The following is a 20,291-nucleotide window of genomic DNA, read 5'->3' as shown; positions in this document are numbered from 1 at the left end:
TATAGGCAAATTTCATGATAAAAACTAAAGAAGAATACATCTCACTTATTTGGGCTATCTGTTTAGATTATGCCTTTTTTCCTCTCTAATTTATCATTAGTAGTTGGAAACTACCTTGACTTATATTTTTGCTTCGTTAGATGATAGCTACGTCCAATCAGATCATATATAATTCCCTCTGGAATAGTACCATCAAGAATAATGGAATTCCAATGATCTTTATTAAGGTGAAAAGCAGGAATTATTGAAGAATAATTCTGTCGATAGAAATCCAACCAATCGGGTTCACATTTCAGGTTTATCCAAATATAGTCCTCTTTATTAAATATCCATGCGAAAACTTTATTGTTTTCTTTATGTCGGATTAATGTCCAGTTTTTATCATTAAATGGATAATCTTCATATGTGTTTTCCAATTTCAAACAGTATTCAATTACTTCTTTTCTCGTTTTCAATTTTCACACCCCTTCAACATTCATGTGTCTTTGGATTATGTATTGATTTAGGAATTACAGGAACCCAAAGCTCGTTTCTAGGTTTATGCTTTAGTGGATAAAAACACTCAATACAAGGTATATCAGCAAGTTCATATCCAGAAGTCGGAACCCACTCTGTGTATAATCGCTTCCAAGCATTCACAATACCCGGAAATACAGCCCATGTTCTGTGAGTAATAGAGAGAGTTTCCATATCACTTGGAACCTCCCCATCATATCGGACACCCATAAAGTATGTAAATTCTTCATCCAAAATGACTGCACCTTTTCCACAAATGCCCAAAAGACTTTCAAGTGTGCATTTTGGTTCTTCCCAGGACATATCAATCAATTGTTGCATAAATCCATCTTTTTTGGCACTACTCCAAAGCGTAGGAATTGTTTTAAAGGCTCTACTTGTTTTGACTACCTTACCTTTTCCTATAATCTTTAAATCAAAATCAAGATTCTCAATCCGATATTCCATTTGGGTATCCCCTTTTATCGAAATTTGAAAAGAAGTTATTTGAAGCTATTATCTTTAATTTTCGTTAAATAACGAATGAAATTTCTCTAAAATCTGCTCATTTTCTTTATAATAAACATCATTTATTTGTATTGTTGAAAAGGAAAGCTTTAATTTTTCTCCTTCGAAAAGATCTACAGTATAAATATATCCAACCTCCCCATCTTGGTTTGTAGAAGGTTCAAACTTTAATACTTTCTAGCCACGGGTTAATAATCGATTTATCTGTAATACTTTTTAATTCTCCGTTTCCATGTCTAATTTCTATTTTGGACACTTTCGATAAATCGCCCAAGTATATTCCCTCGAAAGTCATAGGTTCAAGTTTTGTACACCCTGTTAATATGGATATAATAAGCATTGTTGTTAAAAATCCTAAGTATACTTTTTTTCAACCATATCCACCTTGTCAAACTAAGCCTTAAGATAACTCCCCTAAATAGGCTCATTTTGTCCCCCGTTGATTTGTTAATTAATTTTTCTTTACCAACCTATAACGTTAATAAAATAGGTTGAATACTGGACTCTAACTCTTTATCTGCATAAAACTCGTCCAGAGAAAGTCTTCTCCTAATACGTCATTTGGTTGAATAACCTTATTCATTTTCCTAAATTCTTTAATTGTAAAATCTGTTTCAAATATTTTTCTTAGTCTTTCTTCCGTATAGCCTATTCCTCTTTTTAGGCTTTTTTCTTTATAAACATCCCAATCCGATGTTGCTAATGCTCCTTCTGTATTAAAACAAACAATAGCAAAATGTCCGTCTGGCTTTAAAGCTCTTTTTATTACTTCCATGTAGGTTAAACGTCTATGGGGTGCTAAATGATGAAATAGCCCACAGTCATAAATAAAATCATAAAAATGTGGCTCGAATTTAAAGTCAAAAAGAGATGTACAGTGAAAATTTATTTTTACACCTTCCACATTAGCTCTCTCATTTGCCCAATTTATTGCATTTTCAGCAATATCCAAAGCATCTACGTCACAGCCTCTTTTAGCCATATAAATCGCATTTCTGCCAGGTCCACATCCCAATTCCAAAACACGTCTAGGAGCAAGTCCGTTATTAAAGTACTCTACTAAATTCTCATCAGGTCCATTTACCTTAAAAAAAGGAATCTCCTTTGTTCGATCCTCATAAAAATGTTCCCAAAATTCCTTTGGCTCTCGTAAAAAGTCATCCAACATTTCTAGTAAATCATCATAATTCAGGATCGCTTTGTCCACCAAACTTCCCCCTTTAAACGCCTTTACCTATTTAAAAATTCACTAAATCAAATATAATTAGTAAAGCAACTGCTAAACAAATAATGGCCGCAAATTTTGATTGATTAATTACTCTGTTGTCATTACTTTTAAGATGTTGAAAAAACGTTAAAGTAAAATAAAAACTTAATAGAATAGACACTACCGCTATAAAATCAAGCCAACTTGGTGAGCTATTTCCCATCACAATCTCCTTTTGATTATTTTCTATGCTACGTATTTGCTAAGTATTTTAAGAAGGGAAATACTCCATGGGCTCCGTACAATGAACGTATCCATTTTTCTTATAGTAATTAATTGATTCATCGCTTGGCCATACAATAACAAATTCAAAATTGTTTTCTTTAATCCATTCATTGATTGTGCTTAGCACTTTACTTCCAATACCAGCATTTCTATATTCCGGAATGGTATAAACATTTGTCATATACGCAAATGGATAGGTAGTTCTACCTGGGCGTGGAACTTTTTGAATCAACTCTATGTAAATATGAGAAGTAATTTTCCCATTATCCTCCGCAACCCAGATGAACCATTGCCCACTATTCATTGCTTTCTCTAAAAATTGTCCACATTCCTTTTCAAAGTCATCGTATGATTCATTCTTTTTACTTTCATCATACTCAATTGTGAAATCCCATCTCATTCTTACTAATTGTTTTATATCTTTTGCCTCAGCAAGTCTTATTTTCATTGATAAATTCCTTTCCGCCATCTTCCGTAACATCTGATGGTTCGAGTATTCATACATTTCAGCAACCAGAGCATAGGAGCTTTTCAGTTTAATATTAACACAATTTTCCAAACACACCCTCAAAAAAATTGTAGATTGGGATACAAGGAAGGAACATCATCCCCTCACTATCTTCGAGAAAAAAATGGATGGAGTACTTTAAAAACATAGATACTCACTACTTTCCATATCCAGCTATACAATAAGGAAAAGGCAAACGTCCCGATAACAACCATACTATTAAAATGTGATGTTATCGATGGTCCCAGTATTGGAAATTTTAATCCGTATAATAATAAACTTATTCCTAGTGTCAAACATGATCCAGAAAATAGGATAATCAATATGCTTTTCTTTACGTACTTAAGACCTATGCCTAGGCTGAGTCCTAATAAGCCTGTCGTAAATATGAACACCAATAGCTCACTCGGCTGAAGTAGTGCTAAAAGGAAGACGGTTACGAAATATGTCATCAAACCTATTCTGAGTGACATGAGGCTAGCAAGCACAAGAGGCCCCGTGCTCATCATGCTCAGGGTATATCCAATACCCGTAAATATCCCTGCCGATTGAAAAATTACAGCTATTGAACCTAATAAGGCACCAATAACAATCCGAGTTGTCTTAGAATACTTATCAATTGTTGGAATTAGTTCCTCTCCCCAAACACTAGATGTTACTTTCTTGAAAAATAACCTCATCTTACACCCCCATAATAGGTAAATGCAGGTAGAAAGAAGATTATGCCAGAAATTGAATGAAGATAAGTTGTCTTTTTTCAGGACATTCCCCTATCTTACTAAGCCTTTAAGATTCCGCACCGCTAATAGGTACTAATAGAACCTGCCTAATCATATTCTGATACAAGAAAACCACGAGAAGGGGTGTAAAGTTAGATGAGAAAAGTTAAGGTACGTTTACGTCCCATCGTAAATCGGATCAATTTACCCACTGTTATAAAAACGACTGTACTTCCAGGTGACTTCACTGAAAGATTATTTATTGCAACACAGGTTGGAGAAATCTTTTACATAGGAAACGGTGAAATTAGACTTTTTTTAGATATTCGCTCTCAAATTCTAAAGCTTGGTGCTTCTGAACCAGGTGTATCTGGTCGTGGATATGATGAACGTGGATTGCTAGGACTAGCGTTTCATCCCGAATTTCATTATAACGGTTTGTTTTATCTTCATTATTCAGTAGCTGGCACACAAGGTCCAGGTGCTCTTTCTGAATCTTTTAAACCTAACCCGTGCGACCCTAAAACGTTAAATCTAAAGTGGACAAATAGAGACACTCAATTTGATCATATTGATACGGTTGAAGAATGGATTTTACAATCAAATAGTCAACCTCAAAAACGACGGACATTACTTCACATAAGAAGACCGTTTTTTAATCATAATGGCGTCAATAGCTTAAACTTTTCCCCTGAAACAGGGAAGCTTGTTTTAACAACAGGAGATGGCGGGGCAGGCTATGATCCATTTAATTTAAGTCAGGATGAAATGGAAATCGCGGGTAAAATCATTGAAATAGATGTTGTGAAACAAACCTCTATCGCTAATCCACCCGTTGTCACACGTTTTAATGAACTACCGGTACCTATTCAGGAAACACTTACGGTCATGGCAAAAGGCGTTCGCAACATAACAGGGATTTCGTTTCAAAGGTATCAAAATCAGTATATGAAATATGTGGGAAATGTCGGACAGGATTTAGTAGAATCAATTTTTTCATTCGTTCATTACAAACCAATCCCAGTTACTCAGATTGTGGAACACGGGGGCAGTTCCACTAACCAAGATGGATTTATAAATTTTGGTTGGCGTGGGTGGGAGGGTGCTTTTCCTACTTCGACGATAAGTGGCTGCAATGAACATCCACATTTGGATGAAAAGGTGATTGCTTATTACAATGAAGCCATTCAAACTTCAGTAAGACGGCTTCAGCCATTAACTAGTTATTTTCATAAAGATTCCCGCTCCGATAAGTTTGCGGGAACGGCGCTTACTGGTGTCCAACCATATATGGGGAAAGGAATCCCCGCTTTAACGGGAAGTGTCGTGTTTACTGACATTGCTCGGAAGGAGGAATCTCTGTCTCCGGTAAGAGGTGTTTTAGCTTTTACTAAGGTAAGACCAGATTGTAAACTAAGTGATTTTCAGTTGATTGAAACCGATTATGATTTCGGACCACAATCTGCCTATTACGTAAGCCTGGGAACGAATCTAGATCAAACTAGATTATTTTTAGGCGTTTATAGCTCAATGAATGTGACAAATTTAAACCAAGGTACTGTTTTTGAGGTAATTCCATGAGTTGTTTACATGTATTTTAGCAGGTGTTATTTTAACACCTGCTTTTGTGCTTTTTAAAAGAAAATGAGCAGCAATGCCCCAACTATGAAACAATAATAGGTGAAATAACCTAGTTTTCCGTTCTTCATAATTCCCATAAACCATCTCATTGCAAAATAAGTCATAAAAAGAGTGGCGATAAATGCTGCTAAATAGGGAACGGCTAAGTCGGCTTTATTCGATTCATTCATAAAATCGGAAAAGCCAAGGATAACCCCTCCGACACTTACTGGAATATACAACATAAATGAAAATCGAAGTGCGGTTTCTTGTTTCATTCCAACAGCAATCGATGAAATGATGGTTGCACCAGAGCGACTAATTCCGGGAGTTAAGGCAACAGCTTGACCTAAACCTACTATGAACGCATCTTTCAACGTGAGATTACGATCTTCTTTATACCCTTTCATATTCCGAATCAACCATAGGGCAATCCCTGTTACGAATAACATCAAAGCAATTGTTGTCATACTGACATTTTCTGCGATATAGTCACTTAGCAAAAAACCAAGGACTCCAGCAGGAATCGTTCCAATCACGATATAGCAAGCAAAGAGAAAGTCACTTTTAAAACGCTGTTCTCTCGTTTTTAAATAATAAATTGTATTCATTATAAGCCGTGCAATATCTTGCCTGTAGATAAATACAATCGCAAGTAGTGAAGCGGTATTTGTTAAGATGGCGAAGGTAAATCCTTGCTCACCCATCCCCAGTATTTCACTGGCAATCATGACATGCCCACTAGACGAAACAGGAATAGGTTCTGTAAAACCTTGAACCATCCCTATAATTATCATTTTAATTATATATATAAAATCAAATTCTCCCATTTTGTCCTCCGTATTCAAACTCAATAGTTTGTTATTTCTGCCGTTTAGTATTTCATTGTTTCCTACTTTTTGTCATTCCAATAAAACAAAGACCACCCGTCCACACTCTAAAGAGTCATACTTTCACAAGTAAATCACTAGCTATAAAACTCCATATGTGATTTTTCCGTTTTGTAATAATTTAGCCTGTCTTGTAAAGTACCTGTATGGAATTCAAACTTATGTCCGTCAGGGTCAGTAAAGTAAATTGATTTTTTATCTCTTTCGTCCCTTGTACGACCTGATAAAATGTTTACATTTAATTTCTTTAGTTTATGGTACATCTTATCAAAATCGTTTTCCTCTATTGTAAATGCAATATGTGTGTATGATTGGCTAATTTCATTACGAGGAATATCTTTTTCCACATTAAGGGCAATCCATATTCCATTTAAATCAAAATAGGCAGTGCTTCTTCCCTTAACTAACAATTTTGCATCGAATACATTTTTATAAAATTCAATCGAATCGTCTAAATTTGATACAGAAAATAAAAAATGATTATGACCTTTTACTAACACCATATCACCTCATTTTTAGACCTCTTTTTATCTTATCATGCACTCGTATTGCCTTTTGGTACTTCAATTAGCACAAATACAAGTAATCCAAGAGAGAAGCGATCATGTTGTGGGCACATCATACCTTTATTCTATTATTATTAAATAGATTCGTTGAAGAGTCACTTATTTATTCACAATGTGACAAAAATGTAAGATGAATCGATGGTGATCTTACTCCAATCTTATTGGATCCAAAAGAAAAAAACGATTACCTGGTATCGTAATCGCCTTCACTTTCCTTCAACTATCTTTGCAAACTCATTGAGAGTAGTTGAATACTTAATATAGATTCGTGGTAAAAGATAGAGTTCGTCTTTTATACCTTGCTCAGAAAAAGTTTTAGGAGTAGTCGTAAGTCCAAACAAATAGTACTTCTTCGTTTCTGCTATTACCTTGTTATTGAAATTGCCGTACGGATACGCAAGAGCAATAACCCGTTTGCCCGTTGTTCTTTGAATTTTATCCCTGGACCCTTTCAATTCGTATTCATAATCTTTTATTTTCGTCAAATCCGGATGGGTAGCAGTATGAGACTGGATGGAGAAGAGCTCCGAATCAGCCATCATTTTTAAATCCGATTTCGATAATCGGTTGGATCGACCAATAAAGTCAGAAATAACAAAAATCGTGCCAGATGGTTTAAAATGTTCATTTTTTAGTTTTCGAAAAATATCAAATGCATTCAGATTGTTTTTGTACCCATCATCAAAGGTAATGAAAATAGGTTTGTTTACTTTATCAATGTCTTGCCATCGTTCAAAAGTTAATAATGTGTAGCCACGGTCTCTTAGATAAATCATTTGTTTCTCGAAATTTTCCGGTGTTACATATAGCTCCTTAGAACCTAGTCCTTTATACTCGTCAATCGAATGATAGACTAAAATAGGTACTTTACGTTGAGCAAAAGCTTGTGACGGAAGAATGAATAGAATACATAGGAAAAACACTACTACCTGTTTCATAATATTACTCCTCGCTTTAGAACCTTTTATTCCTTTTACCATTTATTGTTCCTTAAAAAATAGGACTATTATAATATCTCCAACATTACATTCCATCTACATTGATTACCGCTCTTTTTCTGTCTATTTCAGAGATTAGAAACAGGAACTGTTTCTATGCTTCCATAAAAAACACTTCCCATAAATGACCGTCAAGGTCGGCGAAGCTCCGTGAGTACATGAAGCCGTGGTCCTGTGGTTCATTTGTAGGCTTTGCGCCGGCTGCCAATGCCTTTTCTGCAAGCTTATCCGCTTCTTCCCTACTTTCAACGGACAAAGCAATAATAGCTTCTGAGCTTTTGGCCGTATCTGGAATGTCTTTTTTTGTAAAGGATTGAAAAAACTCCTCTACTAAAAGCATGGCATACATATTTTGTCCAATAACCATACAGGTGGCTGATTCATTGGTGTACTTGGGATCAAACTCAAAACCTAATTTTGAAAAAAACTCCATTGTTTTTTCCAGATTTTTAACTGGCAAATTCACAAAAATGTTTTGAACTCCCATACTATCCATCTTCCTTCCTTTGAAAAATTATAAACTAGCCCTTCCGTATAAGACCAGAAGGACTTGAATTTGGGTATCATTTCTGTTTTCTTATTATTTCATCACGATCGGGTACCATTGGAGGCTGTTCCAACCAGCCATTTTTTATCAAGATATTTGCTCCATCCTCAGATTACAATTGAATCTCTAAGGATAGTCTGTTATGTATTGAAGCAGGATCTGCTCTTGGACTTTGGCTGACTGCTGTACCATAATATCCAACACTCATAGAAATCAAGCTAGATGTCATGAACATCATGAGTTTATCAGAAAAAGTTTTGGTGGTACTGTTTGTTATTTCTGAATCCCACCCAATCGGTACAGGGAGTTTACTTTCCTCTAACTTCCCTCTAAATAATGTAATGTGTTTATTTCCTATTTCTAAACCTTTTAAAAAGAATTTTTTAACGTCCTTGTCCTGTGCAACCTTACTAAATATGAGTACGGCTACTCCAAGAGCATTTCTTTGCAGATTCGCAAATAAATTAGCCACTTCCGCAGCAATTAACGGTCTTTTTTCTCCAAAAACATCAAACATAAACCATTGCTTTTTTACGAATTCAATTTTCTCTAAATTAGGAAGGCTGGGAGATCGAATAAACAATCCTTTTGATAATAATAAATCCGTAGAGCGTTTATTTAATTCCATTGTTTCCGTAAGGCATCCATGTAATAAGCTTTAATATCACTTCTTACAGAGGCTGCTACAGCTGCTACATATAGGGTAAGACCGACCCTCGACATCTGGTGTATATAACTCAGCACAAAACCGTCAGAATACAATCTTGGAGCAGTTAAATCAACATCTTCTTCCATTTTAAAACCATAAGGAACTACATGTTTTTCCTCCGTCAATATTGCAGCAATTATTTCTATGTGTGATGCAGATAATCCCAGAGCAAATTCAATGATAGGTTTTATCTCCTCATCCTCCACTTTTTCTAAGAAGTATGCGAGGACACATTTGCTACCACTATCATTTAAATATTGCACCCAAAGCTGTGCTATCTCACCGGCAGTTAACCTTATCTGGGTTTCCTTATCCTCCATATGTAACCTCCAAAAAGAAATACTATAAAAATACCATCCCCATAAATTACCTCTAATATGTATTGGATGGTTATGCTTTTTAAAGTTTTTGATCTACCATCCTACGCCGTTGTAATTTCTCTCTACTCCCAATTCATCCCAGTCCGCCGGATTGTATAGTCAAAAGTCACTTTAATGTCCATGTCTTTGTAAATGTCAGACCACTTTTCATCGGTTTTCACTTCCTCGTCCCAATACGTTCCGAATTTGGCTCTGACTCTAGCGCCTAGACCAAGGATATCTGACCCGTGCTCCTGAAGCTCCTTGATTAATTCGCTGCTGACTTCATCCATTTTTTGATTGGCTGCTTTTTCGATTTGCTTCATTTTGTCGCTACTTAAGGTTACGTCAATGGCTTCCTCAAGAATGGCATCTATTTCTACATGAATTGTTGCTCTTGGTATTCTGTTTTTTACAACGACTTTTATTTTAGAGTTTCGTTCTTGAGTTTGAATCATGTAAACACTCTTATCATCTAACGAAATACTTAAAGTATAACCGCCAGTGGCTTTCTCTTTCATATCCATAAAGGCACCTATTTCAATCGGGGATGTTAGACCAACCATTTTTTCACCTCGAAAATAAGCGATTCCATCAACCATAATTCGATCATTGTTAATGACTTTTACCCCCGGCAGTACTGGGTCAATCCCTTTATCTAAAACATCTATCCAAAAGTTCCCGAGATATTCCCTTGGTAGCTTTCCAAAACGTACCGCATTATCTAATGTATCTGCTAAATAAAGTGCTGGTACTGTTTCAAGTGGTGGCGCTGTTCTCAAAACTTTTGCCGCATCTTTTTTATTAACAGCCATCCAGGCTGTTCTTCGGACCTCGTTATCACGCTTTAAAAATTCACTTATATCCTTAATCCCCTTCTTCGCAACTTCATCGGATACCACAATAATCTGTAGATGCCCAAGATATAACTTTTCAGCAAGCTGTTGCTGGAGATTGGACATGGCATCCTTTATCGTATGACCATATGTGTCTAATAACCACACTGTTTTCTCAGATCCTTGCCCTCCACTGCCTTCAGGGCCAAGCTTGATTTTTCCAGGTAATGCGATTTGGGCAGTAACCTTATATAAAATATCTTTTTTCCCTTCAGGAAAGTCTCCGTCAAGATGTGTTACCTCTGCTTGATCTTTCCCCTCAGCAAGATCAATTGCAAGTGCCAGTATATTTGCACGATCCTCCAGTTCGTACCTGTCCCAGCATCCTGTTAAAAAAAGAATAAATACAAGAAGGAGCATAAAAACTCGTATCATTTTCATGCTGAAACTCCTCCTTTTTTACGCAGCTTTGCAATTCCCAAAAGGATCACAGGATATACAATCGTTAACAGAAGGCCATACATTGTTACTAGCAATATATAATCATACATATGATAAATATTTTGTGGAAAAATGGCGATACAAAAAACAACCGGAAAACCTGCTACTGCGATCACCCGGTAATTGTAGTATCGAAAAAGTTCCCCAATTCCGCGAACAATTATAAAATAATAGGATAGAAGTGTCGTAAAAACACCATATATCCAGGAAATAACCAAAATAGCATCCACCCTTGCTAAAATTTCACCAGGAACAGTAATCATTTTACCTAGAACTAATGTTGGCCAAATCATTTGAAGAATATCCTCATCTCCAAATACACCCACCGTCATGAACACAATAAAAATGACAATAAAACCGGCTATCAGAAGTCCCCAGACTCCACCTTTCAGACATTTTTCTGGTTGTTTCATATAGGGGATGACCATTGTTATAATGAAAAAGCTTAACATCGACTGTGTAACTGCAATACTTCCTTTTAAGAATTCTCTCCAAGTTGGGTCGTTACCCAAAAATGGAGTAATGTGATACACCTCAATGTCTCCAAAGGCTGGAAGTAAGACAAGTGCGAATGGAAAAATGATCAACGGCATATAGAAAAAATGGATATAGGCAAAGGTTGAAACATTTTGAAACCCAGTTGTTGCACATAAGAAAATCATCATAAAAATGGCAATTTGAATGGGTGTAGTTGGTAGAAGTGCGCCTTTTACTACTTCAGCAAATTGTCGTGTTTCAAGGCCCATGTTTATGGTAAAAAATAGAATAATCATTATACTAAAAATACGACCAATAAATTTCCCTAAGATTATTTCGTTGTATGTAATGAGGGTATGCTTTGGAAATCTTTTTCCCAAATATACAATTGCTAAAAGACCGATGAAAGTAATTCCAACTCCAATTATGCTTGCAAATGGAGCTCCTATCCCCGCTCCCTTAACCACAAATCTCGGAAAGGCGAGCATTGCAACACCAAGGATAGAACTGATTACAATGAATGCCAATTGTACCGCTGTAATTTTATCTCCTTGCTTATCCATTGGAATCACCATCCTCTTTACCATTCAATGACGACTTTGGAATCCTTTCTTCTTTAGGCTCCATTCTTTTTACATCCTGAGGTTTTATCTCTGCTGGCCGATTCTTTAACCATCGAAGTGGAGCACGAATGAATGAATCTTTCATGCCCGTAAAATTCCCTGGGGCAACAGGTGCCATATACGGCAGACCAAAGGAACGTAATGATAGCATATGATTGAGGATGAAAATAACCCCAAACGCTAAACCAAGTAATCCAAAGGTTCCAGCGAGAATGATTAAGGGGAAACGCAGCATCCGAAAAGCTGTTGCTGCATTATACGAAGGGGTTGCGAATGACCCAATCGTTGATAGTGCAATAATTACAACTGTTATTGGACTAACGAATCCAGCCAATACAGCCGCTTGCCCTATAACAAGCACCCCAACAATAGAGAGCGCCCCACCTACCTGCTGAGGCATTCGGACGGTTGCTTCACGTAATATTTCCATCGCCACCTCCATCAACAGCACTTCAATAAACGCTGGGAAGGGGACCCCAGCACGACCACTTGAGGCAGCAACAACAAATTTCGCTGGAATCATCTCTGGATGATAGGAAAGAACCGTTACATAAAAGGATGAAAACGTTAATGAAAAGAGGAGGGACATAAAACGAATCAAGCGAACTGCACTCGTGATCAAGAACCTCTCATTATAATCCTCACTCGTTTGATAAAACTGATTAAAAATTGCAGGCACAACCAATACAAACGGGGAACCGTCTACTAATAGTACGATTCTACCTTCTAGTAAATTACCTACTGCTTTATCAGGCCGTTCCGTATTTTGAACCTGTGGAAATGGCGATCGAGGATTATCCTCAATAAACTGCTCAATATATCCAGCATCCAGTATCCGATCGATATCAATCCGATCTAAACGCTTTTTCACCTCATTCAATAACTCTTTGTTTACAATTCCCTCCATATAACAAATTCCCACTCTGGTTTTTGTACGCCTCCCCACCTCCATGTGCTCTATTCTAAACTCAGGAACAGGTAAACGATAACGTAATAGAGATACATTCGTCATGATTTGTTCAATAAATCCATCACGAGGACCTCGAACCACTCTTTCTGTCTCAGGTTGCGCGAGCCCCCGCTTTTCAGGCTTGAATGCATCAAGAAGGAGAGCTTGTTCGGAACCATCTATTAAAACGATACATTTCCCTCTCAATAAACCAGACAGTAAGGTTGACAGACTTGATTCGGATGTTCCTGAACAATGATACAACACATCTTCAAGTAGGATGGACGTGAGACTTTTTGCGCTAAGTTTGGATTGAATGGAGGACTCATCGAGCCTATTCTCTTGAAGAGGCTTAATCATATCTCTATCCACTTTTTCTTGATCTACGAGGCTGCTCATATAAAGCACGACAGATAGGGTTTCACCAAATAAATGAAACCTCCTCGTTGAAAAATCGATATCCTTTTCAAAAATCTGTTTAAACTCTTCTACTGTTTGTTCCGCGTCACCGCTTATATGAACTTCCATTGATTCTAAGGTTCGATTCTCAGGTAAAGAGATTTTCTGTTCGTGTTTTTCTTTCTTTATAAAAAATGACGGCATCTTTTCCCTCCTCAGTTTGATATTTTGTGTCAAGTGTATAGTTTCATGTAAAATTCAGGAGAAATAGTACTTTTTTAGGACTTTTGGATTACAACACTGCAGAAGGGAGGTTTTGTGGTTTATAAATGTTATAAGAGAAGCGAATTAAGGAGTCTCACTGATGTGATAGCGTAGCGGAAATTTAAAAACGAATAGCAAAAAAACATGGATTCCCTATCCCAGAAAGTGGTCAATAATAATATTCTGTAAAGAGGTAGTTATCTTCGTTATCTTTTTGTCACATTCTTTTTAGCTTCTTTTGACTTATTTTGTCGAAAGCCTTTTATTTTTGTTAAGAATTTTGCATAATAATGTTTGTGTTTGTTTTAAGTAAAGCTTTAAATTAATAAAGAGGTGTAAAAATTGTTACAAGAAAGTACACAACCTAATAGAGAATTTCTTATTCTATCAATCGTTCAAAAGAGAGATGAAATGATTCGACTTGCTACTCTAAATGGGATGTTAAACAGTAAGACCATTAAATGTAGTCAAGAACTCGATCGTTTATTAAATGCTTTTAAAAAGTATCAGATTCATTAATCTACTTCAAGGTGTCCTACGTTCGCCTGCATATTTAGTTCATTTGTGACACCCATTTTCATACCTTTTCTTTAACTTTTACCTCACAAAAAAACTTCAATATAATAACCTAACTTTCATATAGAGGTCAAATGCTTTTTTAACCAAAATAAGCGATAATCCTTTTTTGGATTACCGCTACCGAAGTCACAATCTGACAAAGTTGAATAGCTTTTTCTTTATTTTTGTAGATTTTTCTTCATAAGAGAAGCTATCTGTCTATTATCTTGTAGGGAAGTGTTTTCTAATTGTTTAATAATTAACTCCTGTCGTTCTTCAGGGTGATTTTGACTTAATTTAGCCTTTGCTTCCATTTTTGTAATCTTGATTCTAAAGACTACAATTCCCTTGCTCATTCCTTCGATAAAGTTGGGGTCAACTTCACTTAAATTGTATGGACTATCAGGACTTTCATATTTTTTTACCATATCATTTAAAGAATCAATTATTACTTTGTGGTCTTCAATGATCTCCATCTCTCCATATACATGGATCGACACATAATTCCATGTGGGTACGGCTTTCATTGTTTCGTACCAAGAAGGAGATACATAACAATGAGGCCCCTGAAAAATAACAAGTATTTGCTGATTTTCAGCATCCTTCCATTGTTGGTTTGGGAGAGCAAAATGACCATACAGCGCCTTTTCGGATTTATTTAATACCAGGGGAAGATGGGTTGCGTAAGGTTCTCCATTATGCTGAGAAACTAAAGTGGCAAAGCTATAGTTTTCTATAAAATCATAAATCGTGCTTTTATCCTCAATTTTAAATTGTTTGGGTATGTACATACTGATTCCGCCCTTTCCGTATTAATCATATTTCCCTTGTGAAACTTTCAACAAAAAAGTGCAGCACCCACTATTTTGGAGCCACAAGTTCTACTTTTATTCGGTCTGGGTCTTCAAAATAAACGGCATAGTGGTCATCTCCCCCAGCAAAAGGATGCTTTTTGGGATAGAGAATATGGATTCCTTTTTCTATCAATTTATTTGTCATTTCATCGACATGTTGACGTGAGCTTGCGTGAAACGCCAAGTGATTAAGACCTACCCGGCATCTATGATACGGAATATCTAAAAACCTGTCCTCTGTTTGTACAAAAACGATGTATGTTTCATCAATTTTCCAGCTTCGTCCACTTTCCCACTCTTGAAATGGAGTGTACCCTAGTTCTTCAAGAAACCAACTCCAAAAGTCTACTGTCCTTTTTAAATCTGATACATATATTTCAATATGATGGAGCAACCCCTTTGACAATGAAAACTCCCCTTTCTTTTCCGATATGCTGCTCGTTAGCATTCAACAGCTTTTAATCATCAACCATAGCCCCCGTTAGAATGATATTGGCTACTTTAAATTATTAAATAAGATCCTCTTATGGCTGTTAGACAGTTTTATCAAATTGAAGTTATCTGTACTTATTAAACGTTTAATCTTCTTCATTTCATTCCACGCCAATTCGTAAAGAGATGTATCAATCATTCCTTTAGATAGTGCATCCTCAAGTTCTTCTGCATCTTTTTCAATAATTTCTCCAGATGGTAGCAAAATGACATCTAGAAATAAGTCTTCCATCCAAGGTATACCATTTTCAACTCCGTTACAAAGGCATATATCAATGTACCATTGAACGATTTCACCATTCGCATCAAACATTGTTGTGACCGAATGATGTTCGTTCAGAGGAAATTGTTGCAGCCACATATAGCCATCATCAACAATACGTACACGTTTTTCTTCATAGCTAACCGATAATGGTTCAGTTACCTTTATCGTATTTAATAGAGTGATATAGCCCTTAAATTCATTGTTTTCAAGATATGTTTGAGCATACTTTCTCTTTAGAACACGCTTCCACTCCGACCGATCACCGAATTTCCGTTTCAGCATTCTAATCTCCTTTTTTCATTTATACCGTTTGGTTGATTTTGACTTTTCTTACTCACCAAAACACTTTGCAACCATAAACAAATGCAGTCAAAATAACAGTTCCGTTCTTAAATTTGCATACCTGATCCATGAATAACTCTTAAAGATAAAAATACCCCTCTATTAAATAGGGACGCATTTTTACATATATTACTTTTGTATAGAACAACAACCGGACTACTTCTTTAAAACTCTCAGTATCTTGCACAGTTCTCTTATTTATATTTTTCTTTATTGAGTTCTTCTTTTAGACGAAAACACGTTTCTAAATCAATATCATAAATATTTGCTAATCCAACAACATAGTACAGAACATCATATAATTCTTCTTCAATTGTGCCTTTAATGGTGCCTTGTTGTTCCATTCGTTTATCTTTACGCAATACTTCTGCGAGTTCACCTACTTCTTCAATTAACTTTTGAAAGTAGGCATTTTTTAGTTCTGGCTTATAGTCCTTCTCCTTTATGTAATTCTGTAATTCTTTAATCGTCATATTGGTATCCATTTTATCTCCCTTTTTCTAACGATGCTTACATAATATTTATCTATAGATAAGTTGTCTTGTTTGATTCACCCTCTCACTGTAAGGTTTCTTCTAAAAGAATGAAATCCATTACAAAGCTATATCCTGAAGATACCAATCTTCCTTTATCTTTACGAAGATTAAATGGAAGTATCTAGCTTCCAGAACCGCATCACTTTCCCAAACATAATGTGGACGAATTGTTACTTCAGCTCTATTATCCATTGGTTCAAAAGAGATTCCTTCGATATACCAATTTTCCAAGGTCTGATTATCCGTATTATAGGTAACTTTTCTTTCATAACTTTGCGTTATCGCATATATTTCACCACTCTTTTTTTCAAAACGAAGTTCGTCAGTGGTATGTTCATTCAACCATTCCACGTTTTCTTTTTGTAAATTATAAAACAAGAAAGAGGTATTCATGTTAATAGTTGGGGTGTTTGTGAATTGGTACTTGTATTGTCTTTCAATATCACGTAATGCCTCTAGCTCTTTTTCTGTTTTCACGGCTTCATCCTTCAAGACTTGAATCTCTTCTACTAATCTCTCAATTTTCTTAAAATCTGTGGAAACTTCTTTATTTTGGCATCCAGTTATTACAATTAACAACGCAAATAACGCAAATACTTTTTTTATCACAAACACCTCTTTTTTAACTCTTCTTCAACCGTTAAAGACCCTTGCTATTATTCGAATAGCCCTCTAGATATTACATTTGCTGTCACCGGTTCCCGTCCAAGTTCTCTTGCCCACACAGACAGCTGACCAATGTGGTGTATTTCATGAGCGATGACATGCCGCATGATTTCCCCTTGCATAAAGGTTTCACTATGGCCATCAGGATAGGTAATTGCAACGGATTGTGAGTCCATTTCATTTGACCAAGACATAATAAACGGTTCAATTTCTTTATGAAACTGGTTCGATAGAGCTTTCACTTTTTCCAAGCTAGCGTAATCCTCAAATGGAGGTTCTCCTGGATCTCGCTGTGTTTTCAAAAGGTGAATCCAACTTCGTTCAACCTCCACAATATGAAATAGAGTGTGCAGGATACTACCGACCCCACCAACCCGTTTTTTAAGTAACTCCTCTTCTGGCACGCCTTCGCACCATGTAAACCAATCGTCTCTAACCTGCCAGTTATAGCGAAATAGCGTTTTCATTTTATGTATCCTCCCATATGCCATAATCTTTGTTAACAATATCTGTAAGAATTAGCCATTATTGGGACGATTTCCTTTTCTACTTGCTAAAAAGCATGTTTATTTGTCTAATTCTATTTGTTTTTTATCAAGCTTGCCTAGAGGTGTGTACGGCAGATGGTCAACTATTGAAATTTCTTTTGGAAGCTGAAATCTGGCTACCCTAGGGCGGAGCCACTCTCGTAATTCTTCTTCTGTTAGGCTTGTATTTTTTTCTGGAACGACAATTGCTTTCAAGCGTTGGCCAAACTGCTCATCGTCGATTCCAATAATCGCAACGTCGTGAATGTATGGGTGCTGGATGAGGACTTGTTCAACTTCAACTGGGTACACATTTTCCCCGCCTGAAATGACCATATCGTCCATTCTTCCACATAAAAAATAATAGCCATTTTCATCACGATAGCCAGCATCTCCCGTTTCAATCCAAATGTCCTTGTGAATGGACCAATCATTTTGAATGTGGAGTTGACCGATTGTACTAGTTGGAACTTCAGTTTTGTTGGAATCTAATATACTAATTTTAAGTCCTTCTATTTTTTTACCGATGGTTGTCACCGAATGCAATAAGTCCTTCGGGGTGGCGATGAAGTTCAATCCCGATTCTGAGGTGCCGTACAAATTGTAGAGGATGGGACCTAGTTTTTGAAACGTCTCATCAATAAGCTTTGTTGGGAGCTTTGCTCCGCCTGATGCGATACATTTGAGCGATTTTAAGTGTTCATGGTTTGCTTGCAGCATTTTTTGGAGCATTAACGGGACAACGGTTACGACCTCGATTTGTTGATTGTTTATGATTTCGCAGGCTTTTTTTGCATTGAAACCACTGGTAATGACTACCTTTTTCCCTAACGGTATGAATAACAGTAGAACAGCAATCCCATATCCATGATAAATTGGAGTTGCGATGAACGCATTGTGATGGTCCAAAATCCGCAATCGTTTAATAAATGCCACAAATGGATGTAAATAATGAAAAAGTGACGGTTGATGTGCCGCATCTTTTGACATTCCCGTTGTACCGCTGGTTTGCAGGACGATTTTGCCTAAAGTGGTACGAGACAAGGTTCCTTGATTTGTCTTTGAGTTTAAAAAATTACTGATAGCTGGGTGGTAGTTATGATAGCTTACAATTTTTGGTTTGGTATAGTTTTCAAGGATGGGACTTAATTCGGCATCATAGATGACGAGGTCGAAATTATGTCGCTCTGCAAAATCGTTGAATTGTTGCTTGCTGTTTTCCGTGTTTAATAGATAGAGGTCTGCACCGACTCGGGAAATGGCGAAAATTGATTTGACGAGTGAAGCATGATTTTTGCATAAAATACCGACTTTTTGTCCACCTTGAAGATTGGCTTTTTCTACTAGAGACTGAGCAAGTTTCGTCGATTGGTCTAGAAGCTGTTTGTAGGTGAGCGTTTCATGGTCGTCCACGTGTGCAATTCTGTTGGAGTATTTCTTTTCTGCAAAATGTAAGAGTGTCATCAAATTGATACCGCATGAAATGATCGACGTGAATAAGCGGTACACCCCGATTGGAGAAAGCAGTTTTATTTTATATAACACATAAAAAAGTCTAATCATTTTGCTTACCCTTCTTTGAAAAATCTCTTAAATTCGTTATGGAAATGGAGACCAGTTGTCCAAAAATAAGCCACCACGGTTGATACTTTTTCTTGCGAGTGTACATTGATTTACAGATGAGTTTAGCAGCATTGTGTGGCGTCATTGCTGGCGTATTGCGATACCCTTCCGTTGGTTCAATCATGGGTGTCCGGACTAGTGGTAAGTAAATGGACGTTGCTGCGACTTTCTTTAATTCTGGTGAAATCGATCTTAGCCATACATCAAACGCTGATTTTGATGCCTGATAGGCCGCGAAATAGGGAACTGGTGCTAATCTTGTGTTGACAGTCGATACATTGATAATCTGTCCATGGCTTTTTTGTAGGGTTGGAATAATGGATAACGCTATTTTTACAGGCGCAAAGTAATTTATCGCCATGGTTCTAGTAAAATCGTGATATCGGTCAACAGATTCATAGATGGAGCGTCTTATGGAGAGACCTGCGTTACTGATGAAAATATCTATAGTTGGCTGATTGTTTAAAAAGGCTAGGAAGTTATTGAGCTCATCCTCTTTTCTAAGATCCGTTTGGATGATACTCACCTTAGTTGTTTGCTTTTCGATGTCCTTTTTAATGGTTTCGAGCATTTCGCCTCTTCTTGCGACGAGGATTAGATGACACTGGATGCCAGCTAATTGATAAGCCACTTCCTTGCCGATCCCTGAACTCGCACCCGTGATGACGATGGTTTTTCCGGTTAATTGGGCGTAGAGCTTCTTTTTATTTAAATATGTAGGTAAAAACAGAAGGGATTCTATCAATCTACGCATGTGGGCACCTTTTTCAAGATTGTTTTTTTAGATGAAGGACTTTTCCATGGACTTGGTGGGTTGTTTAGGTCTTCATCAAGCTTATGAAGACCTTTTTCACGGTCTCGGCTACTCGTTCGGGTCTTCACTACAAAACTATTACTCTTTTATTAAATAAACAACGTCTTCCCCCTCAAAAAGGGCACTGATCTTCT

At 36.7% G+C, this 20,291-nt stretch carries 23 protein-coding genes and 1 pseudogene; 2 read left to right on the top strand and 22 right to left on the bottom strand.

Annotated features, from left to right (window positions below):
* Positions 1-110 precede the first annotated feature (110 nt).
* The 5 genes and pseudogenes from ABC371_RS09165 to ABC371_RS09145 form a co-directional block, all read right to left on the bottom strand.
* Positions 111-455 carry an MmcQ/YjbR family DNA-binding protein gene (locus ABC371_RS09165; RefSeq protein ID WP_412896521.1) on the bottom strand — a complete coding sequence of 115 codons (345 nt, stop codon included), beginning with the start codon at positions 453-455 and terminating at the stop codon, positions 111-113.
* 13 nt (positions 456-468) lie between these two features.
* A pseudogene (locus ABC371_RS09160) lies at positions 469-996 on the bottom strand (GyrI-like domain-containing protein); the annotation flags it as partial.
* 532 nt (positions 997-1,528) lie between these two features.
* On the bottom strand, positions 1,529-2,230 hold the full coding sequence (locus tag ABC371_RS09155) for a class I SAM-dependent methyltransferase (protein ID WP_412896520.1): 702 nt from the start codon (positions 2,228-2,230) through the stop codon (positions 1,529-1,531).
* A 271-nt stretch (positions 2,231-2,501) separates the two neighbouring features.
* Positions 2,502-2,963: a GNAT family N-acetyltransferase gene (locus tag ABC371_RS09150; RefSeq protein WP_412896519.1), complete on the bottom strand. Its 462-nt coding sequence runs from the start codon at positions 2,961-2,963 to the stop codon at positions 2,502-2,504.
* A gap of 167 nt (positions 2,964-3,130) precedes the next feature.
* A complete protein-coding gene (locus ABC371_RS09145) occupies positions 3,131-3,703 on the bottom strand; it encodes a hypothetical protein (protein ID WP_412896518.1) in 573 nt (190 codons plus the stop codon).
* Between the two features lie 195 nt (positions 3,704-3,898).
* On the opposite strand from ABC371_RS09145, the gene ABC371_RS09140 reads away from it, so the two are divergent.
* Positions 3,899-5,323 carry a PQQ-dependent sugar dehydrogenase gene (locus tag ABC371_RS09140; RefSeq protein ID WP_412896517.1) on the top strand — a complete coding sequence of 475 codons (1,425 nt, stop codon included), beginning with the start codon at positions 3,899-3,901 and terminating at the stop codon, positions 5,321-5,323.
* 53 nt (positions 5,324-5,376) lie between these two features.
* On the opposite strand, the gene ABC371_RS09135 is transcribed toward ABC371_RS09140, so the two are convergent.
* From ABC371_RS09135 to ABC371_RS09095, 9 genes are all read right to left on the bottom strand, one after another.
* Positions 5,377-6,192, bottom strand: coding sequence for an undecaprenyl-diphosphate phosphatase (locus tag ABC371_RS09135; protein ID WP_412896516.1), 816 nt, complete (start codon positions 6,190-6,192; stop codon positions 5,377-5,379).
* A 137-nt stretch (positions 6,193-6,329) separates the two neighbouring features.
* Entirely contained in the window at positions 6,330-6,755 is a 426-nt protein-coding gene (fosM, locus tag ABC371_RS09130; RefSeq protein ID WP_412896515.1) for a FosM family fosfomycin resistance protein, read from the bottom strand.
* Between the two features lie 269 nt (positions 6,756-7,024).
* On the bottom strand, positions 7,025-7,756 hold the full coding sequence (locus ABC371_RS09125; protein WP_412896514.1) for a polysaccharide deacetylase family protein: 732 nt from the start codon (positions 7,754-7,756) through the stop codon (positions 7,025-7,027).
* A 154-nt stretch (positions 7,757-7,910) separates the two neighbouring features.
* Positions 7,911-8,303 (bottom strand): VOC family protein, encoded by a 393-nt coding sequence (locus ABC371_RS09120; RefSeq protein WP_412896513.1) that lies wholly within the window; start codon positions 8,301-8,303, stop codon positions 7,911-7,913.
* Positions 8,304-8,475: 172 nt separating this feature from the next.
* Complete coding sequence (locus tag ABC371_RS09115) at positions 8,476-8,991, bottom strand: DUF3231 family protein (protein ID WP_412896512.1); 516 nt, start codon at positions 8,989-8,991, stop codon at positions 8,476-8,478.
* Positions 8,982-9,392: a DUF3231 family protein gene (locus tag ABC371_RS09110; RefSeq protein ID WP_412896511.1), complete on the bottom strand. Its 411-nt coding sequence runs from the start codon at positions 9,390-9,392 to the stop codon at positions 8,982-8,984. Before ABC371_RS09110 ends, ABC371_RS09115 begins: the two co-directional genes overlap by 10 nt.
* A 122-nt stretch (positions 9,393-9,514) precedes the next feature.
* Positions 9,515-10,708, bottom strand: a complete 1,194-nt coding sequence (locus tag ABC371_RS09105; protein ID WP_412896510.1) for a Ger(x)C family spore germination protein — start codon at positions 10,706-10,708, stop codon at positions 9,515-9,517.
* A complete protein-coding gene (locus ABC371_RS09100; protein WP_412896509.1) occupies positions 10,705-11,808 on the bottom strand; it encodes a GerAB/ArcD/ProY family transporter in 1,104 nt (367 codons plus the stop codon). The genes ABC371_RS09105 and ABC371_RS09100 overlap by 4 nt, the downstream gene beginning before the upstream one ends.
* The gene (locus ABC371_RS09095) at positions 11,801-13,420 is read right to left on the bottom strand and encodes a spore germination protein (RefSeq protein ID WP_412896508.1); all 1,620 of its coding nucleotides are present in this window, start codon (positions 13,418-13,420) and stop codon (positions 11,801-11,803) included. The genes ABC371_RS09100 and ABC371_RS09095 overlap by 8 nt, the downstream gene beginning before the upstream one ends.
* A 402-nt stretch (positions 13,421-13,822) precedes the next feature.
* Here ABC371_RS09095 and ABC371_RS09090 point away from each other — a divergent pair, with 402 nt between their 5' ends.
* A complete protein-coding gene (locus ABC371_RS09090; protein ID WP_412896507.1) occupies positions 13,823-13,999 on the top strand; it encodes an aspartyl-phosphate phosphatase Spo0E family protein in 177 nt (58 codons plus the stop codon).
* A 218-nt stretch (positions 14,000-14,217) separates the two neighbouring features.
* On the opposite strand, the gene ABC371_RS09085 is transcribed toward ABC371_RS09090, so the two are convergent.
* The 8 genes from ABC371_RS09085 to ABC371_RS09050 form a co-directional block, all read right to left on the bottom strand.
* Positions 14,218-14,829 (bottom strand): FMN-binding negative transcriptional regulator, encoded by a 612-nt coding sequence (locus ABC371_RS09085; protein WP_412896506.1) that lies wholly within the window; start codon positions 14,827-14,829, stop codon positions 14,218-14,220.
* A gap of 70 nt (positions 14,830-14,899) precedes the next feature.
* Entirely contained in the window at positions 14,900-15,298 is a 399-nt protein-coding gene (locus ABC371_RS09080) for a VOC family protein (RefSeq protein WP_412896505.1), read from the bottom strand.
* Positions 15,299-15,388: 90 nt separating this feature from the next.
* The gene (locus ABC371_RS09075) at positions 15,389-15,931 is read right to left on the bottom strand and encodes a ribonuclease FAU-1 family protein (protein WP_412896504.1); all 543 of its coding nucleotides are present in this window, start codon (positions 15,929-15,931) and stop codon (positions 15,389-15,391) included.
* A 254-nt stretch (positions 15,932-16,185) separates the two neighbouring features.
* Complete coding sequence (locus tag ABC371_RS09070; RefSeq protein WP_412896503.1) at positions 16,186-16,476, bottom strand: MazG nucleotide pyrophosphohydrolase domain-containing protein; 291 nt, start codon at positions 16,474-16,476, stop codon at positions 16,186-16,188.
* Positions 16,477-16,584: 108 nt separating this feature from the next.
* Positions 16,585-17,136: a hypothetical protein gene (locus ABC371_RS09065; RefSeq protein ID WP_412896502.1), complete on the bottom strand. Its 552-nt coding sequence runs from the start codon at positions 17,134-17,136 to the stop codon at positions 16,585-16,587.
* Between the two features lie 47 nt (positions 17,137-17,183).
* Complete coding sequence (locus ABC371_RS09060; protein ID WP_412896501.1) at positions 17,184-17,660, bottom strand: DinB family protein; 477 nt, start codon at positions 17,658-17,660, stop codon at positions 17,184-17,186.
* 99 nt (positions 17,661-17,759) lie between these two features.
* Positions 17,760-19,283, bottom strand: coding sequence for an AMP-binding protein (locus ABC371_RS09055; protein ID WP_412896500.1), 1,524 nt, complete (start codon positions 19,281-19,283; stop codon positions 17,760-17,762).
* Complete coding sequence (locus ABC371_RS09050; protein WP_412896499.1) at positions 19,276-20,097, bottom strand: SDR family NAD(P)-dependent oxidoreductase; 822 nt, start codon at positions 20,095-20,097, stop codon at positions 19,276-19,278. The genes ABC371_RS09055 and ABC371_RS09050 overlap by 8 nt, the downstream gene beginning before the upstream one ends.
* Between the last annotated feature and the right edge of the window lie 194 nt (positions 20,098-20,291).

This window comes from Bacillus jepli, from assembly GCF_047238305.1.
Lineage (GTDB): Bacteria > Bacillota > Bacilli > Bacillales > Bacillaceae_L > Ferdinandcohnia.
Note: the sequence above shows the minus strand (reverse complement) of the source record. Positions and strands in the feature narration are given on the sequence as shown.

Coding starts and splice junctions, on each gene's coding strand:
- fosM (WP_412896515.1), bottom strand. CDS start 6,755: ATGGTGTTAGTAAAAGGTCATAATCATTTTTTATTTTCTGTATCAAAT.
- ABC371_RS09105 (WP_412896510.1), bottom strand. CDS start 10,708: ATGAAAATGATACGAGTTTTTATGCTCCTTCTTGTATTTATTCTTTTT.
- ABC371_RS09140 (WP_412896517.1), top strand. CDS start 3,899: ATGAGAAAAGTTAAGGTACGTTTACGTCCCATCGTAAATCGGATCAAT.
- ABC371_RS09075 (WP_412896504.1), bottom strand. CDS start 15,931: ATGCTGAAACGGAAATTCGGTGATCGGTCGGAGTGGAAGCGTGTTCTA.
- ABC371_RS09095 (WP_412896508.1), bottom strand. CDS start 13,420: ATGCCGTCATTTTTTATAAAGAAAGAAAAACACGAACAGAAAATCTCT.
- ABC371_RS09050 (WP_412896499.1), bottom strand. CDS start 20,097: ATGCGTAGATTGATAGAATCCCTTCTGTTTTTACCTACATATTTAAAT.
- ABC371_RS09115 (WP_412896512.1), bottom strand. CDS start 8,991: ATGGAATTAAATAAACGCTCTACGGATTTATTATTATCAAAAGGATTG.
- ABC371_RS09135 (WP_412896516.1), bottom strand. CDS start 6,192: ATGGGAGAATTTGATTTTATATATATAATTAAAATGATAATTATAGGG.
- ABC371_RS09060 (WP_412896501.1), bottom strand. CDS start 17,660: ATGAAAACGCTATTTCGCTATAACTGGCAGGTTAGAGACGATTGGTTT.
- ABC371_RS09145 (WP_412896518.1), bottom strand. CDS start 3,703: ATGAGGTTATTTTTCAAGAAAGTAACATCTAGTGTTTGGGGAGAGGAA.
- ABC371_RS09110 (WP_412896511.1), bottom strand. CDS start 9,392: ATGGAGGATAAGGAAACCCAGATAAGGTTAACTGCCGGTGAGATAGCA.
- ABC371_RS09125 (WP_412896514.1), bottom strand. CDS start 7,756: ATGAAACAGGTAGTAGTGTTTTTCCTATGTATTCTATTCATTCTTCCG.
- ABC371_RS09085 (WP_412896506.1), bottom strand. CDS start 14,829: ATGTACATACCCAAACAATTTAAAATTGAGGATAAAAGCACGATTTAT.
- ABC371_RS09070 (WP_412896503.1), bottom strand. CDS start 16,476: ATGGATACCAATATGACGATTAAAGAATTACAGAATTACATAAAGGAG.
- ABC371_RS09150 (WP_412896519.1), bottom strand. CDS start 2,963: ATGAAAATAAGACTTGCTGAGGCAAAAGATATAAAACAATTAGTAAGA.
- ABC371_RS09055 (WP_412896500.1), bottom strand. CDS start 19,283: ATGATTAGACTTTTTTATGTGTTATATAAAATAAAACTGCTTTCTCCA.
- ABC371_RS09100 (WP_412896509.1), bottom strand. CDS start 11,808: ATGGATAAGCAAGGAGATAAAATTACAGCGGTACAATTGGCATTCATT.
- ABC371_RS09120 (WP_412896513.1), bottom strand. CDS start 8,303: ATGGGAGTTCAAAACATTTTTGTGAATTTGCCAGTTAAAAATCTGGAA.